Source organism: Brucella pecoris, assembly GCF_006376675.1.
GTDB classification, from domain to species: domain Bacteria; phylum Pseudomonadota; class Alphaproteobacteria; order Rhizobiales; family Rhizobiaceae; genus Brucella; species Brucella pecoris.
In genome coordinates, this window is sequence record NZ_VEWK01000002.1 from 483,245 (window position 1) to 500,082 (window position 16,838).

The following is a 16,838-nucleotide window of genomic DNA, read 5'->3' on the forward strand; positions in this document are numbered from 1 at the left end:
TTCCCGCAAAAAGCTCTAATTCCCTCTCGTAACGGAACTTGCTTCGGCAAATCTCGTTAAGAGTCGTGTAAGCGTCTCTTTCAATATGTGTTTTAGAAGAGGACAAGGACATGTCTCTCCGTTTTTCGACTTCCTTCCTTTCGGCAATGGCCGTTATTTCCGGCATTGCTGTTACGGCTCCAGCCATTGCTGCCGACTACGTAGCTCCTCCCGCTTCGGGTCGCACCCAGCCGCGCTCGGAAGTCGGCACGCTGTCCTGCGATATTTCTCCTGCCATCGGCGTCATCATCGGCAGCCAGCAGGATGTGGACTGCGTATTCAGACCCGCTCGTGGACGTGGGCCGCTTGAGCATTACACCGGGACGATTACCAAGCTCGGCATCGATGTCGGCTTCATCAATGGCGGCCGTGTCGCCTGGGCCGTATGGGCTCCGACCGTTCGTCCGGAAGGCGCTCTTCAGGGCCGTTATGTCGGCGCATCCGCCAATGCAGCGATTGGCGTCGGCTTCGGCACCAACATCCTGACCGGCGGTTCGTGGAAGACGATTTCGCTGCAGCCGATCTCGCTTCAGGGCCAGCGTGGCCTGAATGCTGCTGTGGGCGTTTCCAAGCTGAGACTGCGTTACGCCGGCTAACGAGCAGCGCGAATAAACAACAACGCCGGGGCGCATATATAAACTATATATGCGCCCCGGCGTTGTTGGATAAATATTTATGAGTTTATTTTTCGAATCCAGATCTTGGTGTCATGCACTGCCAGCCCGCCATAGGGTGCGGCAGGTTCAGCACCGATCAATATATTGATCCCCTCGCCGCGCTCGAATGTCGAGTTCGGGAAAATGCCCTCCGACACGACGACCCCGCGTTTTTGTCCGGCACGCAGCACGGCATGCAGCACCAGCTCGCCGCGATGATTGCCGATCTCGATCCGCTCGCCATTCTCGATGCCAAGCTCTGCTGCATCATCAGGATGAATGAGCAACTCAGGCCGGATTTCCTTGGCGAGCGATGTTGGCGTTTCGGCAAAGGTCGAGTTCAGGAAATTATGCGCCGGTGAGGTCGTCATACGGAACGGATGCTCGGCATCCGCCGTTTCGATCACTTCCCAATAATCCGGAAACTCGGGGATCGACTGGAACGCTCCCTGCAAGCCCATGACTTCCGGTGGCTTGTTCGGCGAAGGGCTTCCGGTCCAGTCCGGACGAAAGCGGAATTTGCCGTCCGGCCATTTAAAGCCATTGATATAGTGTGCTTCCTCAAACGGCGGCTGCAGATCGACAAACCGCTTTTCCTTCAACTCGTCGAATTGTGGAAGGTCGCTATTGGCATTCATGTTGTCGATCAGCGTGCGCTCGTCCAGATCAAAGCCCGGCAGATGCGCAACGCCAAGACGCTTTGCCAGCTCGTTGATAACGAAGATGTTCGGACGCGCATCGGCGAGAGGCTCGATCAGCTTCGGTCCCAGAACCACATGCTGCTGCCCACCGCCGCGATAGATATCGTCATGCTCGAGGAACGTCGTGGCGGGCAGGACGACATCGGCCATCTTCGCCGTGTCGGTCATGAACTGCTCGTGCACAGCGACAAAAAGATCCTCGCGCGCAAATCCCTTGCGAACCAGACGCTGCTCCGGCGTCACATTCATCGGGTTTGTGTTCTGGATCAGCATGGCCATGACGGGCGGACCGCCATAGAGCGCTTCCGCGTCGCCAGTCAGGATACGACCGATCTTCGACTGATCGAGAAACCGAAGACCGACATCCTGCATGGCGCGACCTTCGATCTCGCGCTTGTCCATCTTGAAGATGCCGGAGTTCGAATGAAACGCCCCGCCGCCTTCATGGAGGAAAGCGCCGGTGACGCAGGCAATCGAGGCGGCAGCATGCATATTGACCGCACCGTTGCGCTGGCGGGTAAAACCATAGCCGAGGCGGAAATAGGTGCGCTTGGTCTTGCCGACGAGATGGGCAAACGCCTCGATCTCTTCCACGGTCAGGCCGGTAATTGCGGCGGCCCATTCCGGTGTCCGGGTCTGAAGATGCGCCTCCAGCCCTTTCGGGTCGTCGGTGTAGCGCTCCAGATAATCCCAGTCTGCAAGGCCGTCACGAAACAGCACGTGCATGACGGCGCAGGCAAAGGCGCCATCCGTGCCCGGTTTCAGCACGATGCCCATATCCGCCTGCCGGACAGTCGCATTGGCATAGACGTCGATGACGACGATCTTCGCGCCGCGATCCTTGCGCGCGCGGACCGCGTGGGTCATGACATTGACCTGCGTGGCAGCGGCGTTGGTGCCCCAGATCACGACCACATCGGCTTTCGCCATTTCACGCGGATCGGGACCGGTCAGGCTTCCTGTTCCGGCAAAATAGCCGGTCCAGGCCATGTTGGTGCAGAAACTGTCGAACTGATTGGAATAGCGCTTGGCAAAGCGCAGGCGATTGATCGAGTCGCGCTGCACCAGCCCCATCGTGCCCGCATAGTAATATGGCCAGACACTTTCACTGCCATAGTCCTGCTCGGCTTTCAGGAAGCGCTCGGCGATAAGATCAAGGGCCGCTTCCCATGATGCTTGCTTCCACTGTCCCTCGCCTTTCGCACCGGCGCGAACCAGCGGATGCTTGAGGCGATCGGGATGATGAACACGCTCGGCATAGCGCGCCACCTTGGCGCAGATGACACCAGCCGTATAGCTGTTGTCCTTCGCGCCGCGCACCCGCCCGATGGTGCGCTCATCGAGAATTTCGACATCGAGTGCGCAAGTTGACGGGCAGTCGTGCGGACAAGCCGAATGACCTGTTTTGATGTTCGAGATGGGAGCGTGCTGGTTCATAACGCCCTTTTATCCCAAGCGACTTCTCGCAGAAACGAAATTCTGCCGGAAGATTGTCACTGTGACGAAATAAATTTTCAAGACAGGCGCAATGCAATCGCACCGAGAACAATAAAGCCGGCAGCCACGAAACGTGGTAGCCCGACTTTTTCTTTCAACACCAGAGCCGAAATGAGCACACCGAAGAGGATAGCCGTTTCGCGGAGCGCCGCCACGACGGCAATCGGTGCCATGGTCATGGCCCACAGCGCCAGACCGTAGGAACCGAGCGTACCAACACCACCGATCATGGCCGGACGCCAATGATTGCGCAGATACTGGATGAAACGGTCCGGTTCGCGATAAAGGGCCCAGCCTGTCAGCGGCATGGCATTTATCAAGAACAACCACAACGTATAGGATAATGGTTCGCCCGAAACACGAACACCGAGGCCGTCAATAATCGTATAGCTCGCAATGAAACCGGCATTCGCCAGTGCAAGCAAGGCCGTGCGGCTTGATGTGCCGTGATTTCTGCGTCGGGCATCAAGCGCCATTGCAAGCACACCGGAACAGATCAACGCTATGCCGAGCCAGCTTTGCCATCCCATGATCTCACCGACAAGCGGGCCACTCACCAGCGCCACTATCAAAGGCGGCGTGCCGCGCATGATCGGATAGGCTTCGCTCATATCGCCGGATTTATAAGCCGCAGCCACCAGCGACATGTAGAATATCTGCGTGACGGTTGAGGCCAGTATGTAGCCCCAGCTCGCCGGGTTCGGCAGCGGCAGAAAGGGCACAATGAAAAGAGCAATCAACCCGGCGGCGCCGGTAACACTGGCAGCGCCGAAGAACTTGTCTCCGCTTCCCTTTACAATTGCGTTCCAACTCGCGTGAAGGAACGCGCCAAAGAGGACGATCAGAAGGACGCCACCAGACATTTCGGGACTCGACTCAAGGAATAAGGAGCGGATGATGAAGGTTGTATGTCACATTTGTGACAGTAGAGATATTGCAGGAACGACGCAGACCGGGGTCTTTTTGAGTATCTCCGCCCCTTGCCGAAAACAGGCCGACATGAAACAAGCGCAACCATGAATTATCGTCACGCCTATCACGCCGGAAATTTTGCGGATGTCGTCAAGCACGTCATCCTGACGCGTCTCGTCGAATATCTGAAACGCAAGGATCAGGCCTTTCGTGTCATCGACACGCACGCAGGCATCGGTCGCTACGATCTGAAAGGTATCGAAGCAGGCAAGACCGGCGAGTGGACCGGCGGCATAGAACGCATCGTGGACGCGGTGAAAAAAGGGCAGATCGAGCAGCCCGTGCTGGAGTTGCTGGAACCCTATCTCGCTGCCGTTCGTGCGGTCAATGAAGGTGAAAAGCTTCGCCATTATCCGGGCTCGCCGCTTGTCGTCCGACATTTGTTGCGCAAACAGGACCGCTTGTCCGCGCTGGAATTGCATCCGCAGGATTCCACCAAGCTGGCGAAACTCTTCGACGGTGATTATCAGGTTCGCGTAACCGAGCTTGACGGCTGGCTTGCGCTTGGCGCTCACCTTCCGCCGAAGGAAAAACGCGGCATGGTGCTGGTCGATCCACCGTTTGAAAAGGAAGGCGAATTTGATCGCCTTGTCGACGGTCTGGTCAAGGCGCATAAGCGCTTCGGCGGCGGCATCTATGCACTCTGGTATCCGGTAAAGGACCGCAAGGAAACGGAGCGGTTCACCAGACAGCTCCGTGAAACCGGCATCCCGAAGATCATGCAGATCGAGCTCGCGATTCGCGCACCGTCCGCCGAACCGCGTCTTGACGGCACGGGCATGATTGTCGTCAACCCGCCCTATACACTTGAAAGTGAGATGCAAACCCTGCTTCCCTGCCTTACCAAGCTTCTGGCTGAGGAAAAAGGGAGCAATTTCAGCATCAGGTGGGTGCGCAGCGAGGCTGATCGCACTTGACCCGCGTGAATTGCTGACGGAAACTGCGCCTCAACGCTTCGGCTATCATAGACTCGAGCGGGTGCGAGCCCGCAATTTGGGACAGGACAGAGATATGCAACGAACCCTGGAACGTATCGGACAGTATTCACGCGCAGCCCTGTTTGCGGCGTCTGTCCTCCCCCTGACGCTTGTGTCTCTGCCGGCCAGCGCCGCAGATTATCTTGCTTCAGCGCCTGTGGGTATTGCCGATGCTGGCGCATGCAGTCAGCAAAGTGTTTTGCGCTCGGTGGTTTCAGATTTTGGCTATCAGGTGCGTCATGTCCCGAACCTGCCGCAGGTCGGCATTTCGGCAATGAGCGATGTTCAGCTAACGCGCTTTGAGCCGAAGACCAATCCGGCCCAGATCGAGCGCACCTATTGCAAGGCAACCGCCGTTCTGACCGACGGTCAGTACCGTTCGGTCTGGTATATGGTCGAAGAAGGTCAGGGCTTTGCCTCGATGGGACGGAACGTTGAATTCTGCGTCGACGGTTTCGACCGCTGGTATGTTTACGACGCGAGCTGCCGCGTTCTTCGCTAAAATTAAGCGGCTTGATACGGTCGGCCGTTGAATGAGTGGAGGGCATATGCTGCGGAGGTTTGGCGCGGCTGCGATTATGTTGTTCGCAGCGACAATTGCGAGTGTTTTGGCAGTTGCGCCAGGTCGAGCCGATGACGTTCCAGGCGAGTTCGACTTCTACGTCCTCGCCCTCTCCTGGTCACCCAGCTATTGCGCATCGGAAGGCCCCCGCGCCAACAAGCAGCAATGTGGAACCGATCGTCCCTTCGGTTTCGTGGTGCATGGTCTCTGGCCGCAGAACGAATGGGGTTACCCGGCGAACTGTCAGCTCGATAACGTCCGCAGTCGGGGCGGCTATGTGCCTCGCCAGATTATCTCCAGCCTGTCAGACATCATGCCCGCTGCCGGTCTTGTCGCTTATCAATGGCGCAAGCATGGCAGTTGCTCCGGCCTGTCGCAGGACAAATATTTTTCCACGCTGCGCAATGCCTTTGATCAGGTCAGCGTTCCGCCCAGCTTGCGCAATCTGGCGAGTCGGCGCCGTGTGGACCCTCTACTCGTCGAAAAAGCCTTTATCGCCGCCAATCCCGGCATGAAGCCGGACGGAATTTCGGTGAGCTGCAAGCGGAACTATCTTCAGGAGGTTCGCATCTGCATGACAAAGGACCTGCAATACCGCGCATGCGGTCAGGTCGATGCCAATGCCTGCCGAAGCCGCTCCGTCATGATGCCCGCAACACAATGATCTATCAGGAATAAACGATGACACAGATTCTCTATTCGCCCGCTTCGCCCTATAGCGCGAAGGTCCGTATGGCCGCTCACTATGCCGGCATTCCGTTTGAAAGCATTGTCGTCAATACGTCGGCGGAACCGGAGAATCTTATCCATGCCAATCCGCTTGGAAAAATCCCGACTCTGGTGACGGATGACGGCAAATCGGTTTTCGACAGCCGTGCGATCACCCAGTATCTGAACCGGGTTTCGGGCAACAAGCTTTTCCCGCGCAATGCCGAAAAGCGCACCGATGCAGAGCGCTATGAAGCCATCGCCGACGGTCTTTGCGATGTGCTTCTGGCGCATGTCTATGAGCGGCGTCTTCGCCCCGAAGAGAAAATTCATCAGCCCTGGCTCGACTTGCAATGGCGCAAGGCCGAACGGGCGCTCGACCTTCTGAACGAGGCACCGCCACGTCTGGCGGGCAAGCTGCATGGCGGTCATATCGCCGTCGCCGCTACGCTCGGCTATCTGGCGCTGCGCTTTGAAGGCAAATGGGAACGCAATCGCCCCAAGCTCAAGCGCTGGATGAAGCGTTTTCAGGAACTGCACCCGGAACTGACGGAACTGCTGCCGCGCGGCTGAGTTATCTGGAAGTGAAGGAGAAACCCCGGATTTTCCGGGGTTTCTTTTTATTGTTTATTGGTTCTTGTCGAGCGCCTGCAATATCCGATAGGCGGCCTTTATACGTTCATCGTTCGGATAATTCCGGTTTGCAAGCAGAACGATTCCGGTCTTCTTCGCTGGAATAAAAGCCGCATAGGCGCCAAACCCGTTGGTCGACCCTGTCTTGTTAATCAAGACATCCACTGACGGCTGCCGGGGCGTATCAAATTTCTCGATCTTGTGCGATTTCAACGCCATATCCGACGAATTACCCGCCAGAAGCGTCTTGAGCGAGGTTGGATAGGTATAGAACTCCCAGCCAAGTCCCTGATTGTTCGCGCCGACGCGATAATAACCCGTGTGCGTTGCCGCGACTGCTTTCTGGAAGTCAGGTTCCAGGGATGAGCTGTCGATATTCAGTTCGACAAAGCGGATAAGATCAGGCGCGGTTGTCTTGATGCCATATGCTTGTGCGTCCAGCGTGCCGCCCGATACCCGGATTGGCTTGTCGGCTTTCGAGTAGCCGTAAGCGTAGTTCTTCATCTGGCTTTCCGGCACGTTGACGAAAGTATGCTTCAGGCCGAAAGCAGGCAGAAGCTTTTGTTCCATCAGGTCATCGAATGGCTTGTCCATGCTTCGTGCCGCCAGATAGCCGAACAGACCGATGCTGGGATTCGAATAACGGCGCTGTGTGCCTGCCGGATAGTCCGGCTTCCATTTCTTGAAATATGCCAGCATCGAACTGTCATCGGTGACAGCATCGGGAAATTGCAGAGGCAATCCTCCCGGTGTGTAGGTTCCCAGATCAAGCATGGTGATCTTGTCGAAACTGCTGCCTGCCAGTTCGGGAGCCCATTTGGTCGCAGGATCGGACAAGGCGAATGCGCCGGTCGCCAGCCCGTAACCGCCAAGCATGGCGGTGAACGTCTTGCTGACTGAACCAATCTCGAAAATCGTGTCTTCGTCGACTTTCTGTCCGCTTTCCTTCGATGCCACGCCATAGCCGAAGAAGTGGCTTTTGCCGTCGATAGTTAAGGCAACCGCCATGCCGGGGATCTTCTGCTCGGCCATGAGTGGGCGTACGGTTTCATCGACGATACGGCGCAAGTCATCATCATTCACCTTGTTCGCAGCCAGCGCGCCGCTATTCGGGATAATAGCGGCGGTAGCGAGGAAACCGATCAACAGTGTTGTATATTTTCTCATGACAGATAAATAAACCTCATGATTATGCGCTCCGCTACGTCTCTCTGAAGACATAGTCGTTATTGCACTATCTATTATACTGAAGCCCGTTTGCAGCAATTTCCAGTGCTTCTGCGGGATATAAGCCTTTCAGGCACTGCTGATATACGATGGTTGCGTGAAGACGACAAACGACGTTATCTAGCATTTGGCATTAGAAAAATTTGGGGCAACATGGTTCGACCGCATCTCCCGCTCAATTCCCTGCGCGCCTTCGAGGCTTCGGCGCGTCACTTGAGTTTTACGAAGGCCGCGATTGAACTTTACGTTACGCAGGCGGCCGTCAGCCATCAGGTCAAAAGTCTGGAGACCCGTCTGAACGTGACCTTGTTCGAGCGCCTGCCCCGTGGGCTCATGCTGACGAGCGAGGGGGAAACGCTGCTTCCCACATTGAAGGACGCATTTGACAGGATTGCCGGAACACTTGAGCGTTTCGAGGCGGGGCATTATCGGGAAATATTGCGGGTCGGTGCTGTCGGCACGCTGGCCGTCGGCTGGCTTCTGCCGCGCCTGCGCGATTTTCAGAATCGCTACCCGTTCATCGACCTGCGGCTGTCGACCAACAATAACCGGGTGGACATAGCGGCAGAGGGCCTGGACTACGCCATCCGTTTCGGCAGTGGCGCCTGGCACGGCATCGATGCAACCGAGCTGCTGGAAGCACCTCTATCGCCGCTTTGTATTCCGGAACTCGCGCATGAACTGCAGACGCCGGCCGATCTCGCGCGGCATACGTTGCTACGCTCCTACCGTGCCGATGAATGGACACGATGGTTTCTGGCTGCGGGCGTCACGGGCGACATGCCCCTGCCCCGAAGCATCATGTTCGATTCGTCGCTTGCGATGATGGAAGCAGCCATGCAGGGAGCGGGTATCGCACTGGCCCCACCGCTGATGTTCGCCCGGCAACTGCTGTCGGAAACCATCATCCAGCCATTTGAGACGACGGTGACGATGGGCAGCTACTGGCTGACAAGGCTGCAATCACGGACGGAAACGCAAGCAATGGCCGCTTTTCGCGAATGGCTGACAGATGCCGCGAACAACTGAACTGGAAAAAAACGCAACAAAAAACCGGGCAGTTGCCTGCCCGGTTTTCCGTGTTCAATTATCAGATAATTAGAACTTGTAGCCAACGCCGACGCGAATGTCGTGGGTGTCGAGCTTGTTACGAACCGTTTCGGTGCCAAGATCATAGTTCTTGTTACCGAACTGGGTGTAACGGTATTCGACGCGGCCCAGGATGTTGTCCGTGAGCTTGGCTTCCAGACCGGCGCCAGCAGTCCAACCAACGCGGAACTTGCTTTCGTCGTCAAAGCCGTTGTCGAGCTTAACCTGCGAACCGGCAACACCAGCCGTGATGTACGGCATAACCGGGTTCAGGTCGTAGCCGAGACGTGCACGCAGCGAGCCTTCGAAGCCCTGCTTGACTTCCAGACCGTCCTTGGACTTCTTGGCCCAGGAGTAACCGGCGTCGCCTTCAACACCATATACGAACTGATCCTGCTGGAAGTTCCAACCAGCATAAGCGCCAGCCTTCATGTCGTCCGGCTTAACGGTGCCTACGGTGTCGGTCTTGGCTTTGTTCCAGCCATAGCCGAGGTACAGACCGGTGTAGCCACCAGCCCAGCTATACTGCGGAGCCATTTCAACCGGAGCCGGAACAGGAGGCTGTTCCTGAATGGCATCAGCAGCGAAAGCAGTCGCAGAGAACGGCAGCAGCGCAGCCGAGGCGATTACAAGAGACTTAAGAGTGCGCATAGCATTCTCCTTACACAAATTACGTTTGGCGCGGTCCCTTATCGGGTGGGCGACGTCGGGAGTAAATCGTCCGTGCCGCGCTGACAGGACCGACATATCGGCGGTAATTGCGGCACGAAATGCCCGCTTCTGTGGAGAGAACCTGACGAGAACATGGCAAAAATGCGATGTTGCATTATCGCAACGCCGGATTCAGCCACCTATATAGTGGGAGGGTTTCGATTCCAGCGACCGCAACGTCCGGCGGAGTGAAACGAAGTTGCTGAAATCCCTACCAATTTGTCAGTTGTGAATGTTGCAGATGCGGTTTTTAGCTGCAATCTTCCGACCGAAATGGCATGAAATCGATTGAAGAATCTCGATAAGAAAGTGTTTACCGTGTTGAACGATCACGAGCCTCGCCTGCTTGCTAAATGTCCGGTTCTGGTCACCGGCGGCGCACGGCGCATTGGCAAGGCAATTGTCGAAGACCTTGCCGCCCACGGCTTCCCGGTCGCCATACACTATAATCACTCCATCGATGAAGGTGCGGCCCTTGCAGCCGCCATAAACGAACAAGGCGGGAAAGCCTGCGTCGTGCGCGCGGACCTTTCGTCCGAATCCGATGTTCGCAATCTTGTGGAGGATGCGTCGCGCCAGATCGGGCCGATCCGGCTTCTGGTGAACAATGCATCGCTCTTTGAAGACGATCACATCGGCAATCTTGATATGGCGCTGTGGGACAAGCATTTTGCCATCCACCTGAAGGCGCCGGTCCTGCTGGCGGAAGAAATGGCGAAAGCTCTGCCCGACGATGAAGAAGCGCTTGTCGTGAATGTCATCGACCAGCGCGTCTGGAAGCTCAATCCGAACTTTTTTTCCTACACGCTTTCGAAGACGGCGCTCTGGAATGCAACCCGAACCATGGCGCAGGCGCTTGCACCGCAAATCCGGGTCAACGCAATCGCTCCCGGTCCGACATTGCCGAGTGAACGGCAGAAGCCGGGCGATTTCGAACAGCAGGTCGAAAAACTTCTTTTGCAGCGTGCGCCGGAATTGTCGGAATTCGGGCGTACTGTTCGCTATTTCTGGGAAAGCCGCTCCGTCACCGGCCAGATGATCGCCCTTGATGGCGGACAACATCTGGCATGGGAAACCCCGGATATTGCAGGAATTACCGAATGACTGGAAACCGCAAGAACAATGAGGATACCGCTGCAAAGCTGCCGTCCGATGACGAGCAGGATGTGGCCGGTATTATCATTGGTGACGCGGAAACCGAAGAGGATGACGAAAGCGACGATATAATCGACGTTCCGGCATCGCCGTCCGCTGCCGATTCCATTCAATGGGATTCCTCGGATGGTTTGCCGGATATTGAAGGCCTGAGCGGTCAGGACATTATCAATGCTTTCGTGAAGCGCCTGCCCAACAATCCGGGCGTCTATCGCATGTTCAACAGCGATGGCGATGTGCTCTATGTCGGCAAGGCACGCAATCTCAAGAAACGCGTCTCCAACTACGCACGCGGCATCGGCCATTCAAATCGCATCACGCGGATGATCCGCGAAACGGTGACAATGGAATTCGTCGTCACCCGGACGGAAACCGAAGCCTTGTTGCTGGAAGCCAACCTCATCAAGAGGCTTCGTCCGCGCTTCAACGTGCTGATGCGAGACGACAAGTCGTTTCCTTATATCCTTCTCACTGGCGACCATCGGGCACCCGGCATCTTCAAGCACCGGGGCGCGCGGTCCCGCAAGGGGGATTATTTCGGCCCCTTCGCCTCTGCCGGGGCCGTCGGTCGCACGATCAACGCTCTCCAGCGCGCCTTTCTTTTGCGAACCTGTACGGATTCGGTTTTTGAAACGCGCACGCGTCCCTGCCTTCTCTTTCAGATCAAGCGTTGTTCCGGCCCTTGCACATATGAGATCAGCGACGAGGACTATGCTGAGCTTGTCAGCGAGGCAAAGGCGTTTCTGTCCGGAAAAAGCCAGTCGGTAAAAGACCATCTTGCAACAGCCATGCAAGCCGCATCGGCAGACCTCGATTTCGAACATGCCGCAGTTTACCGGGATCGTCTGGCTGCGCTTTCTCACGTGCAGTCCCATCAGGGCATCAACCCGCAGACGGTCGAGGAGGCCGACGTTTTCGCCATCCATCAGGAAGGCGGCATGACCTGCATTCAGGTCTTCTTCTTCCGTACCGGCCAGAACTGGGGTAATCGCGCCTATTTCCCCAAAGCCGACAGCTCGCTCGGCCCGGCAGAGGTTCTCGGGGCATTTCTGTCCCAATTCTACGACGATAAGCCATGTCCGCGTCTCGTTCTATTGTCCGAGACTGTTGAGGAACAATCGCTGATCGCCGAAGCGCTCTCGACGCGCGCGGGGCATAAGGTGCAGGTCAACGTTCCCCAGCGCGGCGAGAAGAAAGATCTAGTTGATCATGCGCTCACCAATGCGCGCGAAGCGCTTGGACGACGGCTTGCCGAAACATCGTCGCAAGCGCGCCTGTTGCAAGGCATGGCCGAAACCTTCGGCTTGTCCCAGCCTCCACGCCGGATCGAGGTCTACGATAATTCGCATATCATGGGTACGAATGCTGTCGGCGGCATGATCGTTGCCGGACCGGAAGGCTTCGTCAAAAACCAGTACCGCAAATTCAACATCCGCTCGACCGACATTACGCCGGGTGATGATTTTGGCATGATGCGCGAGGTGATCGAACGACGCTTCTCGCGGCTGGTCAAGGAGCATGGCACGCCGGAAAAACCCACTGACGCAGAAATAGCCGATACGTTTCCCGCATGGCCCGATGTCATTCTGATCGACGGCGGGCAAGGTCAGGTTGGTGCGGTCAGGCAAATTCTCGGTGAACTGGGGATCAGCCATCTCGTCAACGCAATCGGCATCGCCAAGGGCGTAGACCGCGAAGCGGGACGCGAGCGCTTCTTCGTGGAAGGCAAGCAGGCGTTTACGCTGCCGCCGCGCGATCCGGTGCTTTATTTCATTCAACGTCTGCGCGACGAAGCACACCGGTTTGCTATCGGCACGCACCGCGCCCGGCGCAAGAAGGAAATGATCAGGAATCCGCTCGATGAAATTGCGGGAATCGGTCCATCGCGCAAGCGTGCTCTTCTGCACCACTTCGGAACCGCGAAAGCAGTCTCCAGAGCTGCGGTCGCCGATCTGATGCAGATAGAGGGCATCTCGGAGGCCATGGCCAAGACGATTCACGACCATTTTCGTGACAGATGACGTAATTTTGTCCAGGATTGAAGCGCAAGCGTCATTAGGTCCCGGTAGAATATATTCGCAGGTGTTGATTTTACCTCTCATCCCTGTTGATGTGCACTGAAGCATTTTCGAGCCAAAATTGTGAAATAGTTTTGCGTTCGGAAATGCGTAAAAACAAATAGTTAGAGCGGTTCTAGCGATTCTGTTAAAACAGTAACCGTTCTAACAGCGACGCGGCGGAACAATGCAGAACAAACATACCCTCTCCTTGCCCAATATCCTCACTTATGGCCGGATCATCGCGGTTCCCCTTGTGGTGTTGTGCTTCTTTGTCGAGGGACGGCTGGAATCAAGCGATTTCGCCCGATGGACCGCGCTTGGATTGTTTGCCATCGCCAGCATCACGGATTTTTTCGACGGCTACCTCGCCCGCATATGGAAGCAGACATCAACTATCGGTCGCATGCTCGACCCGATAGCCGACAAGCTTCTGGTATCAGCCATTTTGCTGCTTCTCGCGGCTGACGGCACGATTGCCGGCTGGACGCTGTGGGCCGCGATCATCATCCTGTGCCGCGAAATCCTGGTTTCGGGCCTGCGTGAATATCTTGCGGAGCTTAAGGTCAGCGTTCCCGTCTCCCGCCTCGCCAAGTGGAAGACGACAGCGCAAATGGTTGCGCTCGCTTTCCTGCTCGCCGGCCCTGCCGGTGACAAAATCATGCCCTATGTAACGGAAATCGGTATTGCCCTGCTTTGGGTTTCTGCCCTGCTGACGCTCTATACGGGCTGGGATTACTTCAAGGCGGGCCTTAAACACGTAATGGATTGATCCAGTGACGGTAAAACTCGTCTATTTCGCATGGGTGCGTGAGAAAATCGGCAAGGGTGAAGAGGTCATTGAACTCCCCTCACCCAAAACGACCGTGGGCGATCTGATCAGCCACCTGAAATCGCTTGGGCATGAATATGAAGCTGCCTTCGAGCATGAACATGTCATTCGCGCCGCGATCAATCAGGAACATGCCGAACATATTGAACGCGTGCATGACGGCGATGAAGTTGCACTCTTCCCACCGATGACGGGGGGATGAGATGAGCGGGCAAACCACGTGCCCACTTTTCGTCGGCATCAGAAGCGAAGATTTCGACACGGCAGCAGAACTGGGCAAACTTGGGCATGGGCGCACGGATATCGGCGCCATCGTGACCTTTACCGGCCTTTGTCGCGATGAAAGCGGCACGCTATCCGCTCTGGAGCTGGAACATTATCCGGGAATGGCCGAAGCGGAAATCAGCCGTATCGCCCGGCAGGCCATCAAACGCTGGCCGATAACAGCCCTCACGATTATTCACCGTTACGGGCTTATCAAGCCGGGCGAAAACATCGTCCTGGTTGCCGCAGCGTCATCGCATCGACACGCAGCTTTCGAAGCCGCCTCATTCCTGATGGATTACATGAAAACTGACGCCCCGTTCTGGAAGCGGGAGCACCTCGTGGACGGTTCGGTCGGAGGCTGGGTGGCGTCCAAAGACGAAGACGAAAAGATCCGTGAACGCTGGCAACAGTCATAATCTCACGATTACTTGTCATTCTATTGATCTCTATTTCTCGTTTTAATCGTGAATTAACTATTTAACCCCCTAGAATAATGACTAATTTAGGCGGCGTGTTCTTGCGCTGCCACAATTTTCACATGAAGATTTCGCTAATGTCGGCTTTATGAATCAGGCGCTGACAAGCGATGATGACAGACAGATTGGAATCCGCATCAGCGCCATCTGTCTTGCAACAAACAACGCGTGCGGGAACAGAAGTTTCGGGCTTTAACGATGCGAAATGGACTTGCGAAAACCCTCTCGATTGCAGCGGCACTTATGGTTGGCATTGGCGCGCTTGGTGGCGCTGCCTTGTTTCTGACCACATCGATGCCGACAAGCAGCCTTGCGGCGGAGAAAACGGTCAGCGGCAAGGTCATGTATCGCGAGCGTATCGCGCTGCCGCCGGAAGCCAACCTCACCGTTCAGCTTTCCGACGTCTCGCTGGCCGATGCCCCATCCAAAGTCATTGGAGAAACACGGATTGAATCCGTTCAGGGTTCACCGATCCCGTTTGCCATCAATTTTGATACGGACCAGATCCAGCCCGGCCATACCTATGCCCTGCAGGCCCGCATTTCCGCAGGCGACACGCTCTGGTTCGTTAACGACGAACGCTATGCCATCGATCCGGAGAACCCCGGCGAACCGGCAGAAATCAAGGTTGTGATGGTCCGCAAGAGCGGTGATGAAGGCGTGTCCATCGGCATTGAGGGCAAGGATTGGCTCGCGGAGGACATTCAGGGCGGCGGCGTGATTGAGAATGCGCAGACGACATTGACGGTCTCGACCGATGGCACCGTCAGCGGTTCGGGTGGCTGCAACCGTTATTTCAGCAAGGCAATCGTCACCGGGGAAAATATTTCCTTCGCCGATATCGGATCGACCTATGTCCAGTGCCCGCCTGCCCTCATGACCCAGGAGCGCAAGTTCATGGACGTGCTCGGCAGGACGAAGTCCTACAAAATCGATATGGGTAAGCTTGTTCTCTTCGACGATGAAGGGAAAGAAATGGCGACGCTGGCGCAAAGCCTCTGAGAAAAAAAAGCCCGGTCAGACCGGGCTTTTTCTTTGAATTCTTGAAAGGGCTTAAAGCGTTTTGCGCTTTAAGCCCTTGTTTTCGCGCACGTCTTTATCCCAAACCGGTTCCCGCTTTTGGGAGACATGCTTTAGCCGACGATTTCAGTGCCCGAGAACCAGTACGCGATTTCTTCTGCAGCGGTTTCCGGAGCGTCCGAACCGTGGACAGAGTTCTCGCCGATCGACAGGGCGAATTCCTTGCGGATGGTGCCTTCGTCAGCGTTTGCCGGGTTGGTTGCACCCATGACTTCGCGGTTCTTGGCGATGGCGTTTTCGCCTTCCAGAACCTGAACGATCGTCGGGCCGGAAGACATGAATTCGGTCAGTTCGCCGAAGAACGGGCGATCCTTGTGAACAGCATAGAAGCCTTCTGCTTCACGCAGGCTCATCCAGACGCGCTTCGAAGCGACGACGCGAAGGCCAGCCTCTTCAAGCTTGGCGGTGATGGCGCCGGTCAGGTTGCGGCGGGTCGCATCGGGCTTGATCATGGAGAAGGTACGTTCGATTGCCATTATGACACCTTGTTTGACGGGAAATGGAGAAAAGTGAGGCTCTATACCGTCGATAGGCCGAATTGCCAAGAGGCGAACCGATTAGCACCTTGAGACAGCATAGAATTGATTGCATAGATACACCGTGCCGATTCAACTTCGCGGGAAGCGGCATGGACAGGTGTTCAGGGGGCTCTCATGGAACAGTACTTTCAGATGTTCGCCTATTATAACCGATGGGCAAATGAACTGGTCTATGCTGCGGCTGCCGAGCTGAGCGACGAGCAATACAGGCTCGATCTCGGCCTATTCTTCGGTTCCATTCACCGCACCTTCAATCATTTGCTGGTTGCCGACCGCATCTGGATGAAACGCTTCACCACCGAAGGCGATCATCCCAAGACGCTCGATGCCATTATTTCCGACAATTTCATCATGCTGCGTGACCTGCGGCAGGCGGAAGACGCGCGCATTTGCCGCTATGCCGACAACCTCGATACACAGAAGCTTGCCGGACGCTATACTTACACCCCTACTCGTGAAATGCGCACGATAAGCCAGCGGCTCGCGCCCTCGCTTGCTCATATGTTCAACCACCAGACCCACCATCGCGGACAGATTCACGCTGCGTTCACACGGCTGGGTACGGAAGCTCCTTCACTCGATCTTGCACATTTCCTGCGGACGGAAGAGGGACGGCGTTTCGCTTGATACTTGCGGAAACGCTTCAAGCCGTGCAAAAGC

The 16,838-nt window shown here is 56.2% G+C and carries 18 protein-coding genes; 13 read left to right on the top strand and 5 right to left on the bottom strand.

Annotation, left to right across the window (positions count from 1 at the left end; translation table 11 throughout):
• The first annotated feature begins 110 nt into the window (after positions 1 to 110).
• Complete coding sequence (locus FIB18_RS05705; RefSeq protein WP_140019817.1) at positions 111 to 635, top strand: DUF992 domain-containing protein; 525 nt, start codon at positions 111 to 113, stop codon at positions 633 to 635.
• A gap of 77 nt (positions 636 to 712) precedes the next feature.
• Here the strand turns inward: FIB18_RS05705 and FIB18_RS05710 are convergent, their stop codons facing one another.
• On the bottom strand, positions 713 to 2,833 hold the full coding sequence (locus FIB18_RS05710) for a molybdopterin oxidoreductase family protein (RefSeq protein WP_140019818.1): 2,121 nt from the start codon (positions 2,831 to 2,833) through the stop codon (positions 713 to 715).
• A 77-nt stretch (positions 2,834 to 2,910) separates the two neighbouring features.
• The gene (locus tag FIB18_RS05715; RefSeq protein ID WP_140019819.1) at positions 2,911 to 3,756 is read right to left on the bottom strand and encodes a DMT family transporter; all 846 of its coding nucleotides are present in this window, start codon (positions 3,754 to 3,756) and stop codon (positions 2,911 to 2,913) included.
• Between the two features lie 153 nt (positions 3,757 to 3,909).
• On the opposite strand from FIB18_RS05715, the gene FIB18_RS05720 reads away from it, so the two are divergent.
• The 4 genes from FIB18_RS05720 to FIB18_RS05735 all read left to right on the top strand — a co-directional run bounded on the left by FIB18_RS05720 (position 3,910) and on the right by FIB18_RS05735 (position 6,685).
• A complete protein-coding gene (locus tag FIB18_RS05720; RefSeq protein WP_140019820.1) occupies positions 3,910 to 4,782 on the top strand; it encodes a 23S rRNA (adenine(2030)-N(6))-methyltransferase RlmJ in 873 nt (290 codons plus the stop codon).
• A gap of 94 nt (positions 4,783 to 4,876) precedes the next feature.
• Complete coding sequence (locus FIB18_RS05725; protein ID WP_140019821.1) at positions 4,877 to 5,344, top strand: phage portal protein; 468 nt, start codon at positions 4,877 to 4,879, stop codon at positions 5,342 to 5,344.
• 46 nt (positions 5,345 to 5,390) lie between these two features.
• A complete protein-coding gene (locus FIB18_RS05730; protein WP_140019822.1) occupies positions 5,391 to 6,068 on the top strand; it encodes a ribonuclease T2 family protein in 678 nt (225 codons plus the stop codon).
• Positions 6,069 to 6,085: 17 nt separating this feature from the next.
• Positions 6,086 to 6,685, top strand: coding sequence for a glutathione S-transferase (locus FIB18_RS05735; protein WP_140019823.1), 600 nt, complete (start codon positions 6,086 to 6,088; stop codon positions 6,683 to 6,685).
• Positions 6,686 to 6,739: 54 nt separating this feature from the next.
• Here FIB18_RS05735 and blaOCH read toward each other — a convergent pair whose 3' ends face one another.
• Positions 6,740 to 7,912: an OCH family extended-spectrum class C beta-lactamase gene (gene blaOCH, locus FIB18_RS05740; RefSeq protein ID WP_140019824.1), complete on the bottom strand. Its 1,173-nt coding sequence runs from the start codon at positions 7,910 to 7,912 to the stop codon at positions 6,740 to 6,742.
• Between the two features lie 213 nt (positions 7,913 to 8,125).
• Here blaOCH and gcvA point away from each other — a divergent pair, with 213 nt between their 5' ends.
• The gene (gcvA, locus tag FIB18_RS05745; protein ID WP_140019825.1) at positions 8,126 to 9,001 is read left to right on the top strand and encodes a transcriptional regulator GcvA; all 876 of its coding nucleotides are present in this window, start codon (positions 8,126 to 8,128) and stop codon (positions 8,999 to 9,001) included.
• 69 nt (positions 9,002 to 9,070) lie between these two features.
• Here the strand turns inward: gcvA and omp25 are convergent, their stop codons facing one another.
• Entirely contained in the window at positions 9,071 to 9,712 is a 642-nt protein-coding gene (gene omp25, locus FIB18_RS05750; protein ID WP_140019826.1) for an outer membrane protein Omp25, read from the bottom strand.
• Between the two features lie 348 nt (positions 9,713 to 10,060).
• On the opposite strand from omp25, the gene FIB18_RS05755 reads away from it, so the two are divergent.
• From FIB18_RS05755 to FIB18_RS05780, 6 genes are all read left to right on the top strand, one after another.
• On the top strand, positions 10,061 to 10,876 hold the full coding sequence (locus tag FIB18_RS05755) for an SDR family oxidoreductase (protein ID WP_140019827.1): 816 nt from the start codon (positions 10,061 to 10,063) through the stop codon (positions 10,874 to 10,876).
• Entirely contained in the window at positions 10,873 to 12,948 is a 2,076-nt protein-coding gene (gene uvrC / locus FIB18_RS05760) for an excinuclease ABC subunit UvrC (RefSeq protein ID WP_140019828.1), read from the top strand. The genes FIB18_RS05755 and uvrC overlap by 4 nt, the downstream gene beginning before the upstream one ends.
• Positions 12,949 to 13,171: 223 nt before the next feature.
• Positions 13,172 to 13,756, top strand: a complete 585-nt coding sequence (pgsA, locus tag FIB18_RS05765; protein WP_140019829.1) for a CDP-diacylglycerol--glycerol-3-phosphate 3-phosphatidyltransferase — start codon at positions 13,172 to 13,174, stop codon at positions 13,754 to 13,756.
• 4 nt (positions 13,757 to 13,760) lie between these two features.
• Positions 13,761 to 14,018, top strand: coding sequence for a molybdopterin converting factor subunit 1 (moaD, locus tag FIB18_RS05770; RefSeq protein WP_140019830.1), 258 nt, complete (start codon positions 13,761 to 13,763; stop codon positions 14,016 to 14,018).
• A gap of 1 nt (position 14,019) precedes the next feature.
• Positions 14,020 to 14,499 (top strand): molybdenum cofactor biosynthesis protein MoaE, encoded by a 480-nt coding sequence (locus FIB18_RS05775; protein WP_140019831.1) that lies wholly within the window; start codon positions 14,020 to 14,022, stop codon positions 14,497 to 14,499.
• A gap of 258 nt (positions 14,500 to 14,757) precedes the next feature.
• Positions 14,758 to 15,561, top strand: a complete 804-nt coding sequence (locus FIB18_RS05780) for a YbaY family lipoprotein (RefSeq protein WP_140019832.1) — start codon at positions 14,758 to 14,760, stop codon at positions 15,559 to 15,561.
• A 131-nt stretch (positions 15,562 to 15,692) separates the two neighbouring features.
• Here the strand turns inward: FIB18_RS05780 and ndk are convergent, their stop codons facing one another.
• A complete protein-coding gene (gene ndk / locus FIB18_RS05785; protein WP_140019833.1) occupies positions 15,693 to 16,115 on the bottom strand; it encodes a nucleoside-diphosphate kinase in 423 nt (140 codons plus the stop codon).
• 177 nt (positions 16,116 to 16,292) lie between these two features.
• Between ndk and FIB18_RS05790 the strand changes: the two genes are divergently transcribed.
• Positions 16,293 to 16,805 (top strand): DinB family protein, encoded by a 513-nt coding sequence (locus FIB18_RS05790; RefSeq protein ID WP_140019834.1) that lies wholly within the window; start codon positions 16,293 to 16,295, stop codon positions 16,803 to 16,805.
• Positions 16,806 to 16,838 lie beyond the last annotated feature (33 nt).

Coding starts and splice junctions, on each gene's coding strand:
- FIB18_RS05720 (WP_140019820.1), top strand. CDS start 3,910: ATGAATTATCGTCACGCCTATCACGCCGGAAATTTTGCGGATGTCGTC.
- FIB18_RS05790 (WP_140019834.1), top strand. CDS start 16,293: ATGGAACAGTACTTTCAGATGTTCGCCTATTATAACCGATGGGCAAAT.
- blaOCH (WP_140019824.1), bottom strand. CDS start 7,912: ATGAGAAAATATACAACACTGTTGATCGGTTTCCTCGCTACCGCCGCT.
- FIB18_RS05780 (WP_140019832.1), top strand. CDS start 14,758: ATGCGAAATGGACTTGCGAAAACCCTCTCGATTGCAGCGGCACTTATG.
- ndk (WP_140019833.1), bottom strand. CDS start 16,115: ATGGCAATCGAACGTACCTTCTCCATGATCAAGCCCGATGCGACCCGC.
- FIB18_RS05710 (WP_140019818.1), bottom strand. CDS start 2,833: ATGAACCAGCACGCTCCCATCTCGAACATCAAAACAGGTCATTCGGCT.
- FIB18_RS05735 (WP_140019823.1), top strand. CDS start 6,086: ATGACACAGATTCTCTATTCGCCCGCTTCGCCCTATAGCGCGAAGGTC.
- omp25 (WP_140019826.1), bottom strand. CDS start 9,712: ATGCGCACTCTTAAGTCTCTTGTAATCGCCTCGGCTGCGCTGCTGCCG.
- FIB18_RS05705 (WP_140019817.1), top strand. CDS start 111: ATGTCTCTCCGTTTTTCGACTTCCTTCCTTTCGGCAATGGCCGTTATT.
- FIB18_RS05730 (WP_140019822.1), top strand. CDS start 5,391: ATGCTGCGGAGGTTTGGCGCGGCTGCGATTATGTTGTTCGCAGCGACA.
- gcvA (WP_140019825.1), top strand. CDS start 8,126: ATGGTTCGACCGCATCTCCCGCTCAATTCCCTGCGCGCCTTCGAGGCT.
- FIB18_RS05775 (WP_140019831.1), top strand. CDS start 14,020: ATGAGCGGGCAAACCACGTGCCCACTTTTCGTCGGCATCAGAAGCGAA.
- pgsA (WP_140019829.1), top strand. CDS start 13,172: ATGCAGAACAAACATACCCTCTCCTTGCCCAATATCCTCACTTATGGC.
- FIB18_RS05715 (WP_140019819.1), bottom strand. CDS start 3,756: ATGTCTGGTGGCGTCCTTCTGATCGTCCTCTTTGGCGCGTTCCTTCAC.
- uvrC (WP_140019828.1), top strand. CDS start 10,873: ATGACTGGAAACCGCAAGAACAATGAGGATACCGCTGCAAAGCTGCCG.
- FIB18_RS05725 (WP_140019821.1), top strand. CDS start 4,877: ATGCAACGAACCCTGGAACGTATCGGACAGTATTCACGCGCAGCCCTG.